Raw genomic sequence first — 19380 nt, forward strand, 5'->3', positions numbered from 1 at the left:
GCATCGAAACTCGTTAGGATTCACGCCGGGTAGCAAAAGGGTCTTCTAGGGGGGAGGCCCGATTCATGGGGTGGCACGGCCTTGCTGGTGCTGCTTTGGCCCCACTACAGTCCCCCGACACCTTTGGTATTCGCGGCATTGCGCCGCGAATACACGATGGCATCACAACGATCTCATGGACATGACCGCTGACCAGACCGCGATGCAGCCGCCGCCCGGCAGCTTGGCGCATTGGCTGGCAGGCCACGGAGAACTGGGCGGCGAGACACTGGCCGGCCTCATCTCGTTGATCGAGCCCCTGGGCAGCCAGGCGGCGATCAAGGCGATGTCCACCGGCCGATACGTATTTGCGAGCACGGGCCTGGCGCAGATGTTCGAGCGTGAAGCGGTGGTCGGCCACACGGACGCCGAGTTGCTCAAGGCCGACGAGACGACGGCCTTGCGTCGTGTCGAGCAGACGGTCATGGCCCAGCGTCACCCGGTCGTCAGCGAGCACAAGCTGGAAATCAACAGCCGTCGCCGCGAGTTCAGCGTCACCCGGCTGGCCCTGAGTGCCGACTTCCTGCTCTCGGTATGGCATGAGCGCACCGAGGAGCGCCACCGAGAGGCCCATCTGCAGCGCGCCCTGGCCCAGATCGAGCAGCAGCAGTCCTCCATCGAGCAGATCCGCCGCGAGCTGCAGCAGGGCTCGGGGCGGGACGATGTTTCGGGCCTCTACATGCGGGCCCAGTTCGACGACCAGTTGCTGCGCGAGATCGACCTTTCTTCGCGCGAGCATCGTGAGTTCGCCCTCGTCATCATTGCGTTGGATGCCTCGCCGGCCATCACCGGCCTGGGTGATGACGCCCAGCAGCGCCTGCTCGAGGGCATCGGTCGCATGCTGCGCGCCAACACGCGGGCGATGGACTCGGCCTGCCGCATCGGGCCGCAACGCTTTGCGGTGCTGCTGTCCGGCGTGGGCCTGGCGACGGCCCATGCACGCATGGAGCAACTGCGCCGCCAGTGCGCGGCCCAGATCGTCGTGTTGAATGGCCAGGACCTGGGCTTGTCCATCTCGATGGGCGTGTCCAGCTTCCCGCATACCGCCTCGCGCCAGGACGAGCTGATGGCCGCCAGCGAAGCAGCTGTGCACGAGGCGCAGCGCCGCGGTGGCAACCAGGTCGTGCTGGCGTCCATTGCCTTCGGCTAAAGCTCCGACAGCCCCTTGTAGAGCATGTAGGCCGCGAGCGCGAACAACAGCATCGCGAAGACCCTTTTCAGCTGAGCCACGTCCATGGCATGGGCCGCGCGCGCGCCGAGCGGTGCCATCGTCACGCTGGCCACGGCAATCAACGCCAGCGCTGGCAGATAGAGGTAGCCCACCGATCCCGGCAGGGCCGGCGTCAGCCCCCAACCGCCAATGACGTAGCCGAGCGTGTTCGCGACCGCGATCGGGAAGCCCAGGGCGGCGCTTGTCGCGACGGCGAGGTGCACCGGCACATTGCACCAGACCATGAAGGGCACGCTGACAAAGCCGCCACCAGCCCCCACCATGCCTGAAAGCAGGCCGATTCCCGCGCCCGCACTGAACTGGCCGGTCGTGCCAGGCATCTGCCGGCTGGGCGCCGGGCGCTTGTTGCGCAGCATCTGCCAACCCGAAAAGCTGACGAATGCGGCGAAGACCAAGGCCAGCCAGGCGCCTTTGAGAAGGGCGAACAGGCCGGCACCCGCCAGCAGGCCGCCGATGAGGATGCCGGGCGCCAAGCCCTTGACGAGATCCCAGCGCACCGCGCCGCGCTGGTGATGGGCGCGCACGCTGGACAGCGACGTGAACATGATGGTGGCCATGGACGTCGCGATGGCCATCTTGACCGCCAGGCCCGGCTCGACGCCGCGCTGGCTCAGGATGAAGGTCAGGATGGGCACCATCAGCATGCCGCCGCCGATGCCGAGCAATCCCGCGAGGAAGCCAGCCGCGAGGCCGAGTGCGAGCAGTTCCGCGGCGAGGGTGGCTGTCATTTGCCGTGCAGGCGCTTCAACACGGCTTGCCATTCGGCCGGCGTGACCGGCGTGATCGACAGCCGGCTGCCGCGCTCCAACACGCGCATCGACGCGAGCTCCGGCGCCTCGCGCATTTCCTTCAGGCTCAGCAACCGCGTCGTCTCGCGCCAGCGCACGTCAACATGGACCCAGCGCGGTGCCTCGGGCTTGGACTTGGAGTCGTAGTAATGGCTGCCCGCGTCGAACTGCGTCGCATCCGGATAGGCCGCGCTGCTGACCTCGGCGAGGCCGGCGATGCCCGGCTCGGGGCAGGAGGAGTGATAGAAGAGCACGCCATCGCCCACCTGCATGTCGTCGCGCATGAAGTTGCGCGCCTGGTAGTTGCGGACGCCCGTCCATGGCAAAGTGCCGGCGCGTTGCAGGTCGAGGATCGAAGCCTCGTCGGGCTCTGATTTCATCAGCCAGTAGTTCATCAGCTGATGCTAAGCGGGAAGAAGGTGTCCACCGCAATCCGGGGGGCCGAGATCCTGAACACCCAGGGGTAATCAGGTGGGCGAGGTCAGCCGGACTTCGGGTTCATCTGACGCGAGACGATCACGCCCGTCCGGCATGTTCCAAGCCCTTGCTCATAGAGCATCGGATGAAGGAAATAAAGCCCCGGGGAAAGCGGTGGACGGCGTGAATTCTAAGTCTTAGAGCAGCTGCCCGTCGTGACCGAGTGCTTCATCCAGGCGCTTGACGAGGGTATCGATTTCGGGCGTTGACACCGGCGTCTCACGCGAGGTGTCGGCGAGCTGGTAGGCCAGGTTCAGCGCGGCCAATACGGCGATGCGTTCGCGTGCCTTGACCTTGCCGGCGTCGCGGATGGCGCTCATCTCGCGGTCCACCTGGGCCACGGCGGAGCTCAATGCAGCCTCGCCGCCTTCGGGGCAGCCGAGCAGATAGCTCTGGCCCATGATGGTCACTTCCATCTGCTTCATGCGTCTTCCTTGGGCGTCTCGACGGGCAGGCGCTCCAGCAGCGCATCGACGCGCGCTCGCGCCGCATTCAGCCGCGAGCGCAGGCTGTCGCGCTCTTGCGTGAGGGCCGCCACCTGCTCGAGCAGCAGGGTGTTGGTTCGGGTCAACTCGTCGTGGCGCAGCAGCAGGCGTTCGACGCGTTCGGTGAGGTCGCTGAGTTGGGCCATGGCGTGTGAGGGTTCAGGCGGCGGATTTTAGGTTCCGGCCGTAGTCGCATTCGTTGATGACCGCGCAAACATTGCACAGCGGCTTGCGCGCCTGGCAGACATAGCGGCCGTGCAGGATCAGCCAGTGATGGGCGTCAACCAGATAGTCTGTTGGCACGCGGTCCAGCAAGCCCAACTCGACGGCCAGCGGCGTCTTGCCTGGTGCGAGGCCGGTGCGGTTGCTGACGCGGAAGATGTGCGTGTCAACCGCCATCGTCGGCTCGCCAAAAGCAACGTTGAGCACGACGTTGGCCGTCTTGCGGCCGACACCAGGCAAGGCTTCGAGATCGGGGCGTGAGCGTGGCACTTCGCCACCATGCAGGTCGATCAGCATGCGGCAGGTCTGCAGCAGATGCCTTGCCTTGCTGCGGTACAGGCCGATGGTTTTGATGTACGACTCGAGGCCTTCCTGGCCAAGGGCGAGGATCTGCGCGGGTGTGTTGGCAACCGCGAACAGGCGCCTGGTGGCCTTGTTGACACCCACGTCGGTGGCCTGGGCGGACAGCAGCACGGCGGTCAGCAACTCGAAGACGCTGGTGAACTCCAGTTCGGTCTGGGGCGCCGGGTTGGCAGCCTTGAGGATGGCGAAGAAGCGTTCGACTTGGCTCGCGTTCATGCCGCGATTGTCATGTCCGTTTGGCCCTGGCGCGGGCAAGCGCGGCTTCAATGGCCGCGCGCTTGCGGTCGAGCTGCGCGGGGTCGGTGATCGCAGATGCCGCCGGCAGGTCCGCCAGCTTGGCTTCGGCCTTGACAACCAGGCGCGCTGCGTTCTCTTCGGCTTCGCGATGGCGGCGGAACTGGCGAAAGGCGTAGCGCTCGCGCGCCTCGTCGGCCTGCGGCGGGCTCCAGGCCGCCCAGCCGGTGGCAGTGGTGACCTCGGGCATGGAGATGCAGTCGACCGGGCAGGCCGGTACGCACAGTTCGCAGCCGGTGCACTGAGCAGTGACAATCACGTGCATGGCCTTGGGTGCCCCGACGATGCAGTCGGCCGGGCAGGCCTTGATGCAGAGGGTGCAGCCGATGCACCAGGCTTCGTCGATGACGGCGACGCCACGCGTGGCTTCAATGCCGTTGACGGGATTCAATGGCAGGGCAGGGCGCCCGGTGATCGCGGCGAGTCGTGCAATGCCCTCTGCACCGCCAGGAGGGCATTGGTTGATCTCGGCCTCACCCGCGGTGATGGCGTCGGCGTAGCGGCGGCAGTCCGGGTAACCGCAGCGAGTGCATTGGGTCTGCGGCAGTGCGGCGTCGATCAGCTCCGCGAGGTTCACGCTGGATTCAAGCCTTTCGCTTGCGGGCCGCCGGCTTGGCTGTGGTCTTGGCCACCGCCACCTTGGCCGTCTTCTTTAGCGGCGCAGCTTCGTATTTGGCGATGAAGTCGCGCACTTCGGGATAGACCTTCTCGCGCCAGCGGCGGCCCGAGAAGATGCCGTAATGGCCGGCGCCAATGGCGTCGTAGTGGTACTGGTGCTGCTTGGCAACACCCGAGCAGATGTCGTGTGCGGCCTTGGTCTGACCGGCGCCGGAGATGTCGTCCAGCTCGCCCTCGACAGTCAGCAGCGCGGTGGTCTTGATGTCCTGCGGGCGCACGAAGTGGCCGTCGACTGCCCAGGTGCCGTTGACGAGGGCGAAGTCCTGGAAGACGGTCTTGATGGTGTCGAGGTAGTACTCGGCCGGCATGTCGAGTACGGCGTTGTATTCGTCGTAGAACTTGCGGTGGGCTTCAGCGCTGTCATCGTCGCCGCGCACCAGGTCCAGGAAGTAGTCGTAGTGCGACGACAGGTGGCGATCCGGATTCATCGCAACGAAGCCGGTGTGCTGCAGGAAGCCCGGGTAGACCTCGCGGCCGGCGCCCGGGAAGTTGGTCGGTACGCGGTAGATGACGTTGTTCTCGAACCAGCTGTAGCTGCGGTTCATGGCCAGGTTGTTGACTGCCGTCGGGCTCTTGCGGGCGTCGATGGGGCCACCCATCATGGTCATGCTGCGCGGCGTGGCTTCACCGGCGCTGGCCATCAGCGAGATGGCAGCCAGCACAGGCACGGTGGGCTGGCAGACGGAGATCACATGGCCGTCGGCGCCGCCGACGTGGCGGATGAACTCCTGCACGTAGTGGATGTAGTCGTCCAGGTGGAAGGGGCCGACTTCGAGCGGCACCATGCGCGCGTCGGTCCAGTCGGTGATGTAGACCTTGTGGTCCTTCAGCAGTTGCTTGACGGTTTCGCGCAGCAGCGTGCTGTGGTGGCCGGACAGCGGCGCCACGACCAGCACCGTGGGCTGGTCCTTCATCTTGGCCAGCACCTTGAGATCGTCGGTGTAACGCTTGAAGCGCAGCAGGCGGCAGAAGGGCTTCTCGAGCGCCACCAGCTCCTGCACCGCGACGTCGACGCCGTCGACCTCCACGGACTTGATGTCGAACTCAGGCTTCTCGTAGTCCTTGGCCAGCCGATGCATCAGGTCCAGGCCGGCAGACAGGCGCTGCGCCATCGGCGTGTGGGTGAACGGTGACAGCGGGTGGCTGTAGAGCTTGGCCGACGCGGCTGCGAACTCAGAGAAGGGACTGAGCAGCGCGCGCTGGGTTTCGAAGAACTGATACAGCATTGGCAAACCTTGAACTAGGGGCCGGGACGCCCCGATGGTGCCAGAAAACGCTTTCGGCCTTGTGCGCTGCAGCATCGGATGGGCGGTCAAACCGCCAATCCTGCGCACTTGGCTGGTGCATTGAAGGGTTTTCAGCCCTTGATGACCGCCGCCATCGCGCTGGCGACGGTGGGCAGATTGCCCTCATTCAGTGCGGCGACACAGATGCGGCCAGAGTCCACGCCATAGACGCCGAACTCGCTGCGCAGACGCTGCATCTGGGTGGCGTTCAAGCCCGAGTAGCTGAACATACCCAGTTGCTCAGTGACGAAGGACAGGTCTTGGGTCACGCCGGCAGCTTTCAACGCGGCGACCAGCGCGCCGCGCATGGCCTTGATGCGCACACGCATGCCGGCCAGCTCCTCTTCCCAAAGCGCGCGCAGCTTGTCGTCGGACAGCACCTGGGCGACGACCTGGGCACCATGCGTGGGCGGGTTGGAGTAGTTGGTGCGGATCATGATCTTCAGCTGCGACAGCACGCGCACGGCTTCCTCGTCGCTGCTGCAAACCACGCTCAACGCGCCGCAGCGTTCGCCGTACAGCGAGAAGCTCTTGGAGAAGCTGGTGGACACGAAGAAACCGACACCGGCGGCCATGAACTGGCGCACCGCCTCGCCATCTTCCTTCAGGCCGAAGCCGAAGCCCTGGTAGGCCATATCGAGGAAGGGCGTCAGGCCCTTGGCCTTGACGGCGGCGACGACCTGGGCCCACTGCTCGGCCGTGATGTCATAGCCGGTCGGGTTGTGACAGCAGGCGTGCAGCACGACGACGGTGCCGGCGGGTGCGGCATTCAGCGCGGCCAACATGCCGTCGAAGTTGATGCCCTTCTTGGCCGCGTCGTAGTAGGGGTAGGCCTCGACCGTGAAGCCGGCCTGGGTGAACAGGGCGCGGTGGTTCTCCCAACTCGGGTCGGAGATCAGCACCTTGGAGGCGGGGTTGAGCTGCTTCAGGAAGTCGGCGCCGATCTTCAGCGCGCCGGTGCCGCCCAGGGCCTGCACGGTGGCGACGTTCTTCAGTTCGGAGCCGAAGACCAGCTTCTGAACGGCCTTGTCATAAGCGGCAATGCCATCAATGGGGAGGTAGCCGCGCGGCTTGGGGGCGGCGGCCATGGCGGCCTCGGCTTCGCGGACGCATTTCAACAGCGGCAGCTTGCCGGCTTCGTCGTAGTAGACGCCAACGCCGAGATTGACCTTGCCGGGGCGGGTGTCGGCGTTGAACTGCTCGTTCAGGCCGAGGATGGGGTCACGGGGAGCAAGGGCGACATCGGCGAACAAAGACATGGCGGGTTCCTGAAGGGACGTTGGCAGGAGGGGAGGCTTGAAGAATCAGGGTCTGCGCTAACCTGACCGCTTCTGCATTGCAGCAATGCAGCGCAGCAATTTTGCCGCCGAACCCAGGGAATTCCCCATGCAAGAAGCCTTGAACGTCATGTCCGGTCCAGAAAGTGACTCGGAGGAACGCAAGGGCGAATTCGTCAGCTTCGAAGGCTCGCCGTTCCAGCTGTTCCAGCCTTTCCCGCCGGCGGGGGATCAGCCGACCGCCATTGCCAAGCTCATCGAAGGCATCAACGACGGCCTCAGCTACCAGACCCTGCTGGGCGTCACCGGTTCGGGCAAGACCTTCACGATGGCCAATGTCATCGCCCGCTTGGGGCGCCCGGCCATCGTCTTTGCTCCCAACAAGACGCTGGCGGCCCAGCTCTACAGTGAGTTCCGGGACTTCTTTCCGAACAACGCCGTCGAGTACTTCGTCAGCTATTACGACTATTACCAGCCCGAGGCTTATGTGCCGCAGCGCGACCTTTTCATCGAGAAGGACAGCGCGATCAACGAGCACATCGAGCAACTGCGGCTTTCGTGCACCAAGAGCCTGTTGGAGCGGCGCGACGTGATCATCGTGGCGTCCGTATCGGCCATCTACGGCATCGGCAATCCGAGCGACTACCACCAGATGGTGATGACGCTGCGCGTGGGCGACAAGATGGGCCAGCGCGACGTCATCGCCCACCTGATCCGCATGCAGTACACCCGCAACGAAATGGAGTTCGTGCGCGGGCATTTCCGCGTGCGCGGCGACACCATCGATGTATTCCCGGCCGAACACTCGGAGCTGGCCATCCGCATCGAACTCTTCGACGACGAGATCGAGGCGCTGTCGCTGTTTGACCCTCTCACGGGGCAGATCCGCCAGAAGATCCCGCGCTTCACCGTTTACCCGAGCAGCCATTACGTGACGCCGCGCGACCGCGTGCTGGCGGCCACCGACGCGATCAAGGCGGAGTTGCGCGAGCGCGTTGATTTCTTCGTCAAGGAGGGCAAGCTGGTGGAGGCGCAGCGCGTCGAGCAGCGCACGCGCTTCGACCTGGAGATGTTGCAGGAGGTGGGCCACTGCAAAGGCATTGAGAACTACACGCGCCACCTGTCCGGCGCCCAGCCGGGCGACCCGCCGCCGACGCTGGTGGACTACCTGCCCAAGGACGCCCTCATGTTCCTGGACGAGAGCCACGTGCTGATCGGCCAGTTCGGCGGCATGTACAACGGTGACCGGGCGCGCAAGACGACGCTGGTGGAATACGGCTTTCGCCTGCCGTCCGCCTTGGACAACCGGCCGCTGAAGTTTGCCGAGTTCGAACGCAAGATGCGTCAGGCCATCTTTGTGTCGGCCACGCCGGCGCAGTACGAGCAGGACAACGCGGGTCAGGTCGTCGAGCAGGTCGTGCGGCCGACGGGCCTGGTTGACCCCCTCGTCGAGGTCCGGCCGGCCACTCATCAGGTCGACGACGTGCTTCAGGAGATCCGCCTGCGTGTCGAGGTGCATGAGCGCGTGTTGATCACGACCCTGACCAAGCGCATGGCTGAGCAACTGACCGACTACCTCAGCGACAACGGCGTCAAGGTGCGCTATCTGCACTCCGACGTGGACACGGTGGAGCGTGTCGAGATCCTGCGCGACCTGCGACTGGGCGCTTTCGACGTGCTGGTGGGCATCAACCTGCTGCGCGAGGGGCTGGACATCCCCGAGGTGTCGCTTGTCGCCATCCTGGATGCCGACAAGGAAGGCTTCCTGCGCGCCGAGCGCAGCCTGATCCAGACCATCGGCCGGGCCGCGCGCAACCTGAACGGCAAGGCCATCCTGTACGGCGACCGCATCACCGAGTCGATGCGCAAGGCCATTGGCGAGACCGAACGCCGGCGCGCCAGGCAGATCGCCTTCAACGAGGAAAACGGCATCACGCCCCGCAGCGTGCAAAAGCGCATCAAGGATTTGATCGACGGCGTCTATTCGGCCGAATCCGGCCGAGACGATGCCAAATTGCTGGCAGCGGCCAAGGTCGAGGACTTGTCCGAGAAGGATCTGGCCAAACGTATCGCCCAGCTCGAAAAGCAGATGCTGGAACACGCCCGCAACCTGGAGTTCGAACAGGCTGCGCGGATGCGCGATCAACTGGCTCAACTGCGCGAGCAGGCCTTCGGCGCCCGCGTGCACGACAACATCGTGCCCCTGGACAGTGCTCGAAAGGCAGGTCCAGTTCGCTGAAGCTGCTGCGCCGCAGCAAAAAACCTGCCGAAACCTAGGGATACCTGGCGGCCATAGGAAGTGGCCGAGTAGTCGAGTAAAATCATCGGAAATGATTCGCTCGGGTATTGTCTGGGCGTGCCGGGTTAACCCGAAATCATTTGTCCAGGACAAATCCTGGTCGTGCCACTCGCTAAGGAGTTTTTATGCGTCTCACTACCAAAGGCCGGTTTGCAGTCACCGCGATGCTGGACCTGGCGCTGCGCGAGAATACAGGCCCCGTGGCCCTGGCGGCGATCAGCCAACGGCAGCAGATTTCGCTCTCCTACCTGGAGCAGCTCTTCGGCAAGCTGCGTCGCCATGAACTGGTGGAAAGCACCCGTGGCCCGGGTGGCGGTTATTCGCTGGGCCGCAAGGCCGAGAACATCACCGTGGCCGACATCATCGTCGCCGTGGACGAGGCGCTGGACGCCACCGGCTGCGGCGGCAAGGAAAACTGCATGGGCGAGGACAGCGGCCGCTGCATCACCCATGAACTCTGGACCAATCTGAACGCCAAGATGATCGAGTACCTCGATTCCGTCTCCCTGCGCAAGCTCGCCGATGAGCAACTGGCCAAGGGCTTCGAGGTCGAGGCGGCGCCGGTCAAGCGCGCCATCTCCAGCCAGCCGGTGCTCAAGCCCATCCGCGTCACGGCGCCGAACTCGGTCTTTGCCCTGGGTGGCAATCTCGGTGGCGCATTCAGCAAGTAAGACCAAGAACTCAAAAGAAGTCGTTCCATGGACATGACCCCGCACTTCCCGATCTACCTCGACTACGGCGCGACGACGCCGTGCGATCCCCGCGTGGTGGACGCGATGATTCCCTGGTTGCGCGAGCACTTCGGCAACCCGGCGTCCCGCAGCCACGCCTGGGGCTGGGAAGCGGAAGAGGCGGTCGAGAAGGCGCGCGTGCAGGTGGCCGAGTTGATCGGCGCCGACCCGCGCGAGATCGTCTGGACGTCCGGCGCGACCGAGTCCAACAACCTGGCACTCAAGGGCGCCGCGCAGTTCTACAAGACGCGCGGCAAGCACCTGATCACCGTCAAGACCGAGCACAAGGCCGTGCTCGACACGATGCGTGAGCTGGAGCGTCAGGGCTTTGAGGTGACCTACCTCGATGTGCAGGAAAACGGTCTGTTGGATCTGGAAGTGTTCAAGGCGGCATTGCGCCCGGACACCATCCTGGCCTCGGTCATGTACGTCAACAACGAGATCGGCGTCATCCAGGACGTGGTCGCGTTGGGCAACCTGTGCCGCGAGCGCGGCGTCATCTTCCACGTCGACGCGGCGCAGGCCACCGGCAAGGTCGCTATCGATATGGCCAAGCTGCCCATTGACCTGATGAGCTTGGCCTCGCACAAGAGCTACGGCCCCAAGGGCATCGGCGCTCTCTACGTGCGCCGCAAGCCGCGCATCCGCCTGGAAGCGCAGATGCACGGCGGTGGCCACGAGCGCGGCATGCGCTCCGGCACGCTGCCCGTGCACCAGATCGTCGGCATGGGCGAGGCCTTCCGTATCGCCCGCGAGGAAATGGGCGCCGAGAGCGAACGCATCCGCGCACTGCACAACAAGCTGATCAAGGGCCTGTCCGGTATCGAGCAGACCTTCATCAACGGTGACCTCGAGCACCGCGTGCCGCACAACCTGAACATCTCGTTCAATTACGTCGAGGGCGAGTCGCTGATCATGGGCGTCAAGGGCCTGGCGGTGTCGTCGGGCTCGGCTTGCACGTCGGCGAGCCTGGAGCCCAGCTATGTGCTGCGCGCACTGGGCCGCAGCGACGAGCTGGCGCACAGTTCGCTGCGCATGACCATCGGCCGTTTCACGACCGAAGAAGAAATCGACTACGCGATCAGCGTGCTGACCGACCGCGTGGCCAAGCTGCGCGAACTGTCCCCGCTTTGGGACATGTACAAGGACGGCATCGACATCTCGACCATCCAGTGGGCTGCCCACTGACGGACGACAGTCCACTGCGGACTGTCGTCCGCGGTGGGCAGGCCAAGGGGCTTGCAAGCCCCTTGGCAACCTAGAAGGAGAACACCATGGCATACAGCGAAAAGGTCGTTGACCACTACGAGAACCCCCGCAACGTCGGCAAGTTCGACAACGGCGATGACGACATCGGCACCGGCATGGTCGGCGCGCCCGCCTGCGGCGACGTGATGAAGCTGCAGATCAAGGTCAACCCGGCGACCGGCCTCATCGAGGACGCCAAGTTCAAGACCTATGGCTGCGGCTCGGCCATCGCCTCCAGCTCGCTCGTGACCGAATGGGTCAAGGGCAAGACGCTGGATCAGGCGCTGACGATCAAGAACACGCACATCGCCGAAGAGCTGGCGCTGCCGCCGGTCAAGATCCACTGCTCCATCCTGGCCGAAGACGCCATCAAGGCCGCGGTGGACGACTACCGCGCCAAGCACGCCAACTGACATGTCCGTCACGCTGACCGAAGCCGCAGCCCGCCACGTCAAGCGCTACATCGCCAAGCGCGGCAAGGGCGTGGGCGTGCGGCTGGGCGTGAAAACGACCGGCTGCTCGGGCCTGGCCTACAAGCTGGAATACGCCGATGAGGTGGCGCCCGAGGATGTGATCTTCGAGGGCCATGAGGTCAAGATCCTCATCGACCCCAAGAGCCTGCCTTACCTTGACGGCACCGAGCTGGACTTCGTCCGCGAAGGCCTCAACGAAGGCTTCAAGTTCCGCAACCCGCGCGAGAAAGACAAGTGCGGCTGCGGCGAGTCCTTCCGTGTCTGAAACTCGCTGACTCGACGACAGGCGCGGTGTGAACCGCGCCTTTTGCTTTTCCACTCTGCCATGCGCCTGACCGACAACGATTTCCAGCTCTTCGGCCTGCCTGAGCAGCAGGCCCAGGTGCGCGCCGACATCGATGCACGCTGGAAGTCGCTACAGGCCGAGGTCCACCCGGATCGCTTTGCGTCGGAAGGCGCTGCCGCCCAGCGCCTGGCCATGCAGTGGGCCATGCGTGTCAACGAGGCCCACCAGCGTCTGCGCGACCCGCTCAGGCGCGCCGCCTATCTGTGCGAGCTGCGTGGTGCGCCGGTTCAAGCCGAGAACAACACGCAGATGCCCGCGGCCTTCCTGATGCAGCAGATGGAATGGCGCGAATCGCTTGACGACGCCGACGGCGAAGCCGCCCTCCAGGCACTGGACGACGACGCGGCGCAAGCCGAAACCTCTGCGCTTGCCACCGTGCAGCGTCTGCTCGACGAAGCCGGCGACGCGCCGGCTGCCGCATCCCAGGTCCGCGCGCTGATGTTCATCCAGCGCTTCCGTGCCGATATCGACCAGCGCCTCGCCGCGCTGGATGCCTGAACACCATGGCTCTTCTCCAAATCTCCGAACCCGGCGCGTCGCCCGACCCGCACCAGCGCCGCATCGCCGTGGGCATCGACCTCGGCACGACGCATTCACTCGTCGCCTCCGTTCGCCACGGCGTGGCCGAATGCCTGCCCGACGAGCAGGGCAGGGTCATCCTGCCGTCCGCCGTGCGCTACCTGCCAGAAGGCCGCCGCCAGATCGGCGCCGACGCGCTCGCGGCCCAGGCCGAAGACCCCGAGAACACCATCGTTTCGGTCAAGCGCTTCATGGGCCGCGGCCTGGCCGACGTGGCCAACCGCGAGCAGCTGCCCTACCAGTTCGAGGACCGTCCCGGCATGTTGGCCATCGCCACGCGCGACGGCGTGAAGAGCCCGGTCGAGGTGTCCGCCGAGATTCTGGCTACGCTGCGTTTTCGCGCCGAGGACAGCTTTGTCGACGACCTGTTCGGTGCCGTCATCACGGTGCCGGCCTACTTCGATGACGCCCAGCGCCAGGCTACCAAGGACGCCGCCGAGCTGGCCGGCCTCAAGGTATTGCGCCTCATCAACGAGCCGACCGCTGCTGCCATCGCCTACGGCCTGGACAACGCCAGCGAAGGCTTGTACGCGGTCTACGACCTGGGTGGCGGCACCTTCGACATATCGTTGCTGCGCCTGACGCGCGGCGTGTTCGAGGTCGTCGCGACCGGCGGAGATGCGGCTCTGGGCGGCGATGACTTCGACCGCGTGCTGGCCGACTGGGCGCTGGCCGATCGCGTCGTCGAATCTGCGCATGACAAGCGCGCCGTCCTCGTCGCCGCACGTGCGGCCAAGGAGGCGCTGTCTGACGCTGACTCGACCGAATTGGTCGCCGCGCTGGACGCGGGTGAACTGCGCGTGATCGTTTCGCGCGAGCAGTTCGAGCAATTGGCCCAACCGCTGATCGCCAAGACGCTTTCGTCCGTGAAACGCGTGCTGCGCGACGCCAAGGTGAAAGCGGCTGACGTGGCCGGCACCGTGATGGTCGGTGGCTCCACGCGCATGCCCATCGTGCGCCGCGCGGTGGGCGAGCTGTTCGGCCGCGAAGTGCTGACCAACCTGAATCCCGACGAGGTCGTCGCGCTGGGTGCCGCCATCCAGGCCAACCAGCTCGCCGGGAACGCGGCCGATGGCGAGATCCTGCTGCTGGACGTGATCCCGCTGTCGCTGGGTCTTGAAACCATGGGCGGCCTGACTGAGCGAGTCATCGAGCGCAACTCGACCATCCCCGTCGCCAAGGCCCAGGACTTCACGACCTTCAAGGACGGCCAGACGGCGCTCGCCATTCACGTTGTGCAGGGCGAGCGCGAGTTGGTCAGCGAATGCCGGTCGCTGGCGCGCTTCGAGCTGCGCGGCATCCCGCCCATGGTGGCCGGCGCGGCGCGCATCCGCGTCAGCTTCCAGGTCGATGCCGACGGATTGCTGAACGTATCGGCTGAGGAGCTGACCTCGGGCGTGCAGGCGGCCATCACCGTGAAGCCCAGCTACGGCCTCGGCGACGACGAGATTGCCAACATGCTGAAGGATGGTTTTGCCAGCGCCGAGGGCGACATGGCGGCGCGCAAGCTGCGCGAGGCCAAGGTCGAGGCCGAGCGCATGGTCCTCGCGACGCGCAGCGCGCTGGCCGCCGATGGCGACCTGCTGCCGGCGGCGGAACGCGACGCTCTGGAGGCGCGGTTGAAGGACCTGGCCAAGATGGACGGCGATGCCGACGCCATCGACGCCGCCGTCAAGGCGCTGGCCGAGGCGACCGAAGGCTTTGCCGCCGAGCGCATGAACCGCTCCATCGCCCGCGCGCTGACCGGCCGTGCCGTCAACCAGATTTGAGAACTGACATGCCCGTCATCAAGATCCTTCCCCACGCCGAGTATTGCCCCGACGGCGCCAGCATCACCGCTACGCCCGGCACGTCGATCTGCGAAGCCCTGCTGGCCAACGACATCCACATCGAGCACGCCTGCGATCAAGTCTGCGCCTGCACGACCTGCCACGTCATCGTGCGCGAAGGCGGCCGTTCGTTGAGCGAGATGGAAGAAGACGAAGAGGACATGCTCGACCGCGCCTGGGGGCTGGAGCCCGACTCGCGCCTGTCCTGCCAGGCGCTGCTGCGCCAGCAGGATGTGACGGTCGAGATTCCCAAGTACTCGATCAACCACGCCAAGGAAGGCAAGTGACCTCCGTGCAGCGCATCCTCGGGTTCGAGTCGTCCTGCGACGAGACCGGGGTTGCGCTTGTCGAGATCGATGGCGATGCGCCGCCGCGGCTGATGGCGCAGGCGCTGCACAGCCAGATCACGATGCACCAGGCCTACGGCGGCGTCGTGCCCGAGTTGGCCTCGCGAGATCATGTGCGCCGCGTGCTGCCGCTGACGCGCGAGGTTCTGTCCCAGGCCGGCTTGGCGCTGCAGGACGTCGATCTGATCGCCTACACGCAGGGCCCCGGCCTCGCGGGGGCGTTGCTGGTGGGCGCCGGCGTGGCGGTGTCGCTGGCCGCTGCGCTCGATGTGCCGGCGCTGCCCATCCATCACCTGGAAGGGCATCTGCTGTCGCCCTTCCTGTCGACAGACCCGCCGGAGTTTCCCTTTGTCGCGCTGCTGGTCAGCGGCGGCCACACGCAACTGATGCGCGTGGACGGCGTGGGCAGCTACGAGATCCTCGGCGAGACCATCGACGACGCGGCCGGCGAGGCCTTCGACAAGAGTGCCAAGCTGCTCGGCCTGCCTTACCCCGGCGGCCCGCACCTGGCACGCATGGCCGAATTCGGTAACCCGGAGGCTTTCGCGCTACCGCGTCCGCTGCTGCACAGCGGCAAGCCGGATTTCAGCTTTGCCGGCCTGAAGACGGCGGTGTTGACGCAAGTCAAGAAGATTGGCGATTCGCCATGTGACCAGACACGCGCCGACTTGGCCGCCTCCACACAGGCGGCCATCGTCGAGGTGCTGGTGAAGAAGTCGCTGCTGGCCTTGAAGATGACCGGGCTCAAGCGCCTCGTCGTCGCCGGTGGTGTTGGCGCCAACGCCAAGCTGCGCGAGCAATTGAACGCCGCTTGCGCCAAACGAGGCGTGCGCGTGCACTACCCCGAGTTGTCTCTGTGCACCGACAACGGCGCCATGATCGCGATGGCCGCCGCGCTGCGGGTGCAGCGCGGCATGGCCAATCCCAGCCACGATGGCGGCTTTGCAGTACGCCCGCGCTGGGACCTGACTGCGGCTTAGTTGACCGTCAGCTGGCCGCCGTTTTCGGCAACGCGCTTGACCAGATTCAGCGTCAGCACGCCGTTCTCGAAGCGGGCTTCGGATTGGCCCTGGTCGATCTCGGCCGGCAGCGAGAAGCTGCGGGCATAGCTGGCGGCGCGGCGCTCGCGGTACAGCACGCGGGAACCGTCAGTCGGCGCAGCCGCTTCTTCGGTGGCGGTCTCGATGTTGACGCGGCGGCCTTCGATGCGGACCTTGACGGCATCCTTGGCCACGCCAGGCATGTCGACCGTCACGCGGTAGGCCTTGTCGTCCTCGCTGACGTCGAGGGCCGGGGTGCGAGTGGCATTGGCCTCCGCATCAAACTGGCGCAGGACGCGGGCGACATGGCGGGGGTGGGTCAGATAGAACATGGTGAAACTCCGTGGCGGTTTGACGCTGCTTCGAAGGGTCGGGAGCAGCACCCGATGACCCAGAGATGTGGCGGTGTGAGAGCGCTTCAAGAGCCTTTCATGCGCTGACGAATAGAAGTCACGCATTTGCAGGGCAGGGCGGTTTTGGCTCTTGAAACCAGCATCCACGTCCACATGTCCGCTCGCTTGGCTTGCCGCGGTTTGGGGCTCCCGCCGCTTTCGGCTAGAATCCGCAGGTTTTGCGCGTCCAACGTCCTTGTTGGGCTGCAGAACACCAGCACGGCTCGGGGCGGTTTCCCCCTTGTCCGCAAGTCAACCCCGGAAACCGTCTGCGGCAGCGCCAGTAGTTGCGTCTCGCCCGGCCGGACTTCCGAAACCTTTTGGAAAACAAATGTCCATCGCCGAAAAGAAGGCCGAGATCGTCAAGGCCAACGCTCGCAGCGCCAATGACACCGGCTCGCCGGAAGTCCAGGTCGCCCTGCTGACTGCCCGCATCAACGATCTGACGCCCCACTTCAAGACCCACGCTAAGGACCACCACGGTCGCCGCGGTCTGCTGAAGATGGTCAACACCCGCAAGAGCCTGCTGGCCTACCTGAAGCGCGTTGATTCCAGCCGTTATGTCGCGCTGATCGCCAAGCTGGGCCTGCGCAAGTAATTCGCCCCATCCGACATGGAGCCTGTCTGGTCCTCAAGCCCAGTACAGGCTCTTTGTCCATCTATCTACCGGAACCGAGCTGACGTGGTGTCGGATCATTCCAAGACGGTTTGCTGAACCGCCCTGGAATGGCATCTGGACCAAACCCAGTCTCGTTCCCGGTTTCCCCGGGTGCCCCCGCACCCACCACAACCAGGAGATGAGCATGTCCATTTTCAACAAGGTCACGAAGTCCTTCCAATGGGGTCGCCACAACGTCGTGCTGGAAACGGGTGAAGTCGCCCGCCAGTCCACCGGCGCCGTCCTCGTCAATATCGAAGGCACCGTCGTGCTGGCCACCGTGGTCGCCAAGACCGAAGCCAAGGCCGGCCAGGACTTCTTCCCGCTGACCGTCGACTACCTCGAGAAAACCTATGCCGCCGGCAAGATCCCGGGCAGCTTCTTCAAGCGTGAAGGCCGCCCCAGCGAGCATGAGACGCTGACCAGCCGCCTGATCGACCGCCCGATCCGCCCGCTGTTCCCGGAAGGCTTCTTCAATGAAGTCCAGGTCGTCATCCACGTGGTGAGCCTGAACCCCGAAGTCCAGGCCGACATCGCCGCGCTGATCGGCACGTCCGCTGCGCTGGCCATCTCCGGCATCCCCTTCAATGGCCCGATCGGTGCCGCCCGCGTGGGCTACGTCAACGGCGAATACGTGCTGAACCCCAGCAAGTCCGAACTGGCCAACAGCCAGATGGACCTGGTCGTCGCCGGCACGCAAGCCGCCGTGCTGATGGTCGAGTCTGAAGCCTCGGGCCTGTCTGAAGAAATCATGCTCGGCGCCGTGGTCTACGGCCACGAGCAAGGCAATGTCGCCATCGCCGCCATCAATGACCTGGTGCGTGACGCCGGCAAGCCGACCTGGACCTGGACCGCCCCCGCCAAGGACGAGGCCTTCATTGCCAAGGTCAACGGCCTGGCCGAAGGCCCCCTGCGCGAGGCCTACCAGATCCGCTCCAAGCAAGCCCGCACGCAAGCCTGCCGCAGCGTGACGTCCAGCGTCTTCGCCGCGCTCAAGGGCGAGGGCGTCGAGTTCGACAAAGTCGAGGTCGAAGGCCTGCTGTTCGAGATCGAAGCCCGCATCGTGCGCAGCCAGATCCTGGCCGGCGAGCCGCGCATCGACGGTCGCGACACCCGCACCGTGCGCCCCATCGAAATCCGCAACGGTATCCTGCCGCGCACCCACGGCTCGGCGCTGTTCACGCGTGGTGAAACCCAGGCGCTGGTCATCGCCACGCTGGGCACGGACCGTGACGCCCAGCGCATCGACGCGTTGGACGGCGAGTTCGAAGACCGCTTCATGATGCACTACAACATGCCCCCCTTCGCCACCGGCGAGACGGGTCGTGTGGGTTCGCCGAAGCGCCGCGAAATCGGCCACGGCCGTCTGGCCAAGCGCGCGCTGATCGCCGCACTGCCGAGCAAGGAAGACTTCCCCTACTCGCTGCGCGTCGTCTCGGAAATCACCGAGTCCAACGGCTCCTCGTCGATGGCTTCCGTCTGCGGCGGCTGCCTTGCACTGATGGACGCCGGCGTGCCGATGAAGGCCCACGTGGCTGGCATCGCCATGGGCCTGATCAAGGACGCCAACCGGTTCGCCGTGCTGACCGACATCCTGGGTGATGAAGATCACCTCGGCGACATGGACTTCAAGGTGGCCGGCACGACGACCGGCATCACCGCCCTGCAGATGGACATCAAGATCCAGGGCATCACCAAGGAAATCATGCAGGTCGCCCTGGCGCAAGCCAAGGAAGCCCGCCTGCACATCCTGGGCAAGATGGTCGAGGCCATGGGCACGGCCAACACCGAGGTGTCGCAATTCGCGCCCCGCCTGTACACGATGAAGATCAACCCGGAGAAGATCCGTGACGTCATCGGCAAGGGCGGCTCCACGATCCGCGCGCTGACCGAAGAGACCGGCACGACCATCGACATCGGCGAAGACGGCACCATCACGATCGCTTCCACGGACGCCGACAAGGCCGAACTGGCCAAGAAGCGCATCCAGGAAATCACGGCGGAAGTCGAAGTCGGCAAGATCTACGAAGGCCCGATCACCAAGATCCTGGACTTCGGTGCTCTCGTGAACCTGCTGCCCGGCAAGGATGGCCTGCTGCACATCAGCCAGATCGCCCACCAGCGCGTCGAGAAGGTCACCGACTTCCTGAGCGAAGGCCAGATCGTCAAGGTCAAGGTCCTGGAGACGGACGAGAAGGGCCGCATCAAGCTGTCGATGAAGGCACTGCTGGACCGTCCCGAGCGTGAAGCTGCTCCGATGCCGGCCGCTGACCACACGCCGCCCGCCGCAGAATAATT

At 65.2% G+C, this 19380-nt stretch carries 21 protein-coding genes; 12 read left to right on the forward strand and 9 right to left on the reverse strand.

Annotated elements, in window-relative coordinates; genetic code table 11:
- The first annotated feature begins 175 nt into the window (after positions 1-175).
- A complete protein-coding gene (locus tag ACXJLH_RS01385; RefSeq protein ID WP_157281491.1) occupies positions 176-1189 on the forward strand; it encodes a GGDEF domain-containing protein in 1014 nt (337 codons plus the stop codon).
- Here the strand turns inward: ACXJLH_RS01385 and ACXJLH_RS01390 are convergent.
- The 8 genes from ACXJLH_RS01390 to ACXJLH_RS01425 form a co-directional block, all read right to left on the reverse strand.
- On the reverse strand, positions 1186-1998 hold the full coding sequence (locus ACXJLH_RS01390; RefSeq protein WP_457442227.1) for a sulfite exporter TauE/SafE family protein: 813 nt from the start codon (positions 1996-1998) through the stop codon (positions 1186-1188). The two genes, ACXJLH_RS01385 and ACXJLH_RS01390, sit on opposite strands and share 4 nt — an antisense overlap.
- Positions 1995-2453 carry an EVE domain-containing protein gene (locus tag ACXJLH_RS01395; RefSeq protein WP_457354107.1) on the reverse strand — a complete coding sequence of 153 codons (459 nt, stop codon included), beginning with the start codon at positions 2451-2453 and terminating at the stop codon, positions 1995-1997. The genes ACXJLH_RS01390 and ACXJLH_RS01395 overlap by 4 nt, the downstream gene beginning before the upstream one ends.
- 219 nt (positions 2454-2672) lie before the next feature.
- A complete protein-coding gene (locus ACXJLH_RS01400) occupies positions 2673-2960 on the reverse strand; it encodes a cell division protein ZapA (protein ID WP_056196881.1) in 288 nt (95 codons plus the stop codon).
- The gene (locus ACXJLH_RS01405) at positions 2957-3166 is read right to left on the reverse strand and encodes a hypothetical protein (protein WP_025563979.1); all 210 of its coding nucleotides are present in this window, start codon (positions 3164-3166) and stop codon (positions 2957-2959) included. The genes ACXJLH_RS01400 and ACXJLH_RS01405 overlap by 4 nt, the downstream gene beginning before the upstream one ends.
- Positions 3167-3179: 13 nt before the next feature.
- On the reverse strand, positions 3180-3821 hold the full coding sequence (nth, locus tag ACXJLH_RS01410; RefSeq protein WP_056196885.1) for an endonuclease III: 642 nt from the start codon (positions 3819-3821) through the stop codon (positions 3180-3182).
- Between the two features lie 10 nt (positions 3822-3831).
- Complete coding sequence (gene rsxB / locus ACXJLH_RS01415) at positions 3832-4476, reverse strand: electron transport complex subunit RsxB (protein ID WP_457390072.1); 645 nt, start codon at positions 4474-4476, stop codon at positions 3832-3834.
- Positions 4477-4483: 7 nt separating this feature from the next.
- Positions 4484-5803 carry a polyhydroxyalkanoate depolymerase gene (locus tag ACXJLH_RS01420; RefSeq protein ID WP_457442228.1) on the reverse strand — a complete coding sequence of 440 codons (1320 nt, stop codon included), beginning with the start codon at positions 5801-5803 and terminating at the stop codon, positions 4484-4486.
- A gap of 131 nt (positions 5804-5934) precedes the next feature.
- Positions 5935-7122 carry an amino acid aminotransferase gene (locus tag ACXJLH_RS01425; protein ID WP_457390073.1) on the reverse strand — a complete coding sequence of 396 codons (1188 nt, stop codon included), beginning with the start codon at positions 7120-7122 and terminating at the stop codon, positions 5935-5937.
- 127 nt (positions 7123-7249) lie between these two features.
- Here ACXJLH_RS01425 and uvrB point away from each other — a divergent pair, with 127 nt between their 5' ends.
- From uvrB to tsaD, 9 genes are all read left to right on the forward strand, one after another.
- On the forward strand, positions 7250-9379 hold the full coding sequence (gene uvrB / locus ACXJLH_RS01430) for an excinuclease ABC subunit UvrB (protein WP_457442229.1): 2130 nt from the start codon (positions 7250-7252) through the stop codon (positions 9377-9379).
- 185 nt (positions 9380-9564) lie between these two features.
- The gene (iscR, locus tag ACXJLH_RS01435; protein WP_056196893.1) at positions 9565-10110 is read left to right on the forward strand and encodes a Fe-S cluster assembly transcriptional regulator IscR; all 546 of its coding nucleotides are present in this window, start codon (positions 9565-9567) and stop codon (positions 10108-10110) included.
- Positions 10111-10137: 27 nt separating this feature from the next.
- Positions 10138-11358 carry an IscS subfamily cysteine desulfurase gene (locus ACXJLH_RS01440; protein WP_056196895.1) on the forward strand — a complete coding sequence of 407 codons (1221 nt, stop codon included), beginning with the start codon at positions 10138-10140 and terminating at the stop codon, positions 11356-11358.
- An 86-nt stretch (positions 11359-11444) separates the two neighbouring features.
- Entirely contained in the window at positions 11445-11831 is a 387-nt protein-coding gene (iscU, locus tag ACXJLH_RS01445) for a Fe-S cluster assembly scaffold IscU (RefSeq protein ID WP_056196896.1), read from the forward strand.
- A gap of 1 nt (position 11832) precedes the next feature.
- On the forward strand, positions 11833-12156 hold the full coding sequence (iscA, locus tag ACXJLH_RS01450) for an iron-sulfur cluster assembly protein IscA (protein ID WP_056196898.1): 324 nt from the start codon (positions 11833-11835) through the stop codon (positions 12154-12156).
- 60 nt (positions 12157-12216) lie between these two features.
- On the forward strand, positions 12217-12735 hold the full coding sequence (hscB, locus tag ACXJLH_RS01455) for a Fe-S protein assembly co-chaperone HscB (protein ID WP_056196900.1): 519 nt from the start codon (positions 12217-12219) through the stop codon (positions 12733-12735).
- 5 nt (positions 12736-12740) lie between these two features.
- Positions 12741-14585: a Fe-S protein assembly chaperone HscA gene (hscA, locus tag ACXJLH_RS01460; RefSeq protein ID WP_457442230.1), complete on the forward strand. Its 1845-nt coding sequence runs from the start codon at positions 12741-12743 to the stop codon at positions 14583-14585.
- An 8-nt stretch (positions 14586-14593) separates the two neighbouring features.
- Complete coding sequence (gene fdx, locus ACXJLH_RS01465; RefSeq protein WP_056196904.1) at positions 14594-14932, forward strand: ISC system 2Fe-2S type ferredoxin; 339 nt, start codon at positions 14594-14596, stop codon at positions 14930-14932.
- Between the two features lie 5 nt (positions 14933-14937).
- A complete protein-coding gene (tsaD, locus tag ACXJLH_RS01470; protein WP_056197257.1) occupies positions 14938-15972 on the forward strand; it encodes a tRNA (adenosine(37)-N6)-threonylcarbamoyltransferase complex transferase subunit TsaD in 1035 nt (344 codons plus the stop codon).
- Here the strand turns inward: tsaD and ACXJLH_RS01475 are convergent.
- Positions 15969-16364: an Hsp20/alpha crystallin family protein gene (locus tag ACXJLH_RS01475; RefSeq protein WP_056196906.1), complete on the reverse strand. Its 396-nt coding sequence runs from the start codon at positions 16362-16364 to the stop codon at positions 15969-15971. The genes tsaD and ACXJLH_RS01475 overlap by 4 nt on opposite strands.
- A gap of 391 nt (positions 16365-16755) precedes the next feature.
- On the opposite strand from ACXJLH_RS01475, the gene rpsO reads away from it, so the two are divergent.
- Together rpsO and pnp are read left to right on the forward strand one after the other, a co-directional pair.
- Entirely contained in the window at positions 16756-17022 is a 267-nt protein-coding gene (rpsO, locus tag ACXJLH_RS01480; RefSeq protein ID WP_057299620.1) for a 30S ribosomal protein S15, read from the forward strand.
- A gap of 205 nt (positions 17023-17227) precedes the next feature.
- Complete coding sequence (gene pnp, locus ACXJLH_RS01485; protein WP_457442231.1) at positions 17228-19378, forward strand: polyribonucleotide nucleotidyltransferase; 2151 nt, start codon at positions 17228-17230, stop codon at positions 19376-19378.
- Positions 19379-19380: the final 2 nt, after the last annotated feature.

The organism is Roseateles sp. P5_E4, assembly GCF_054049255.1.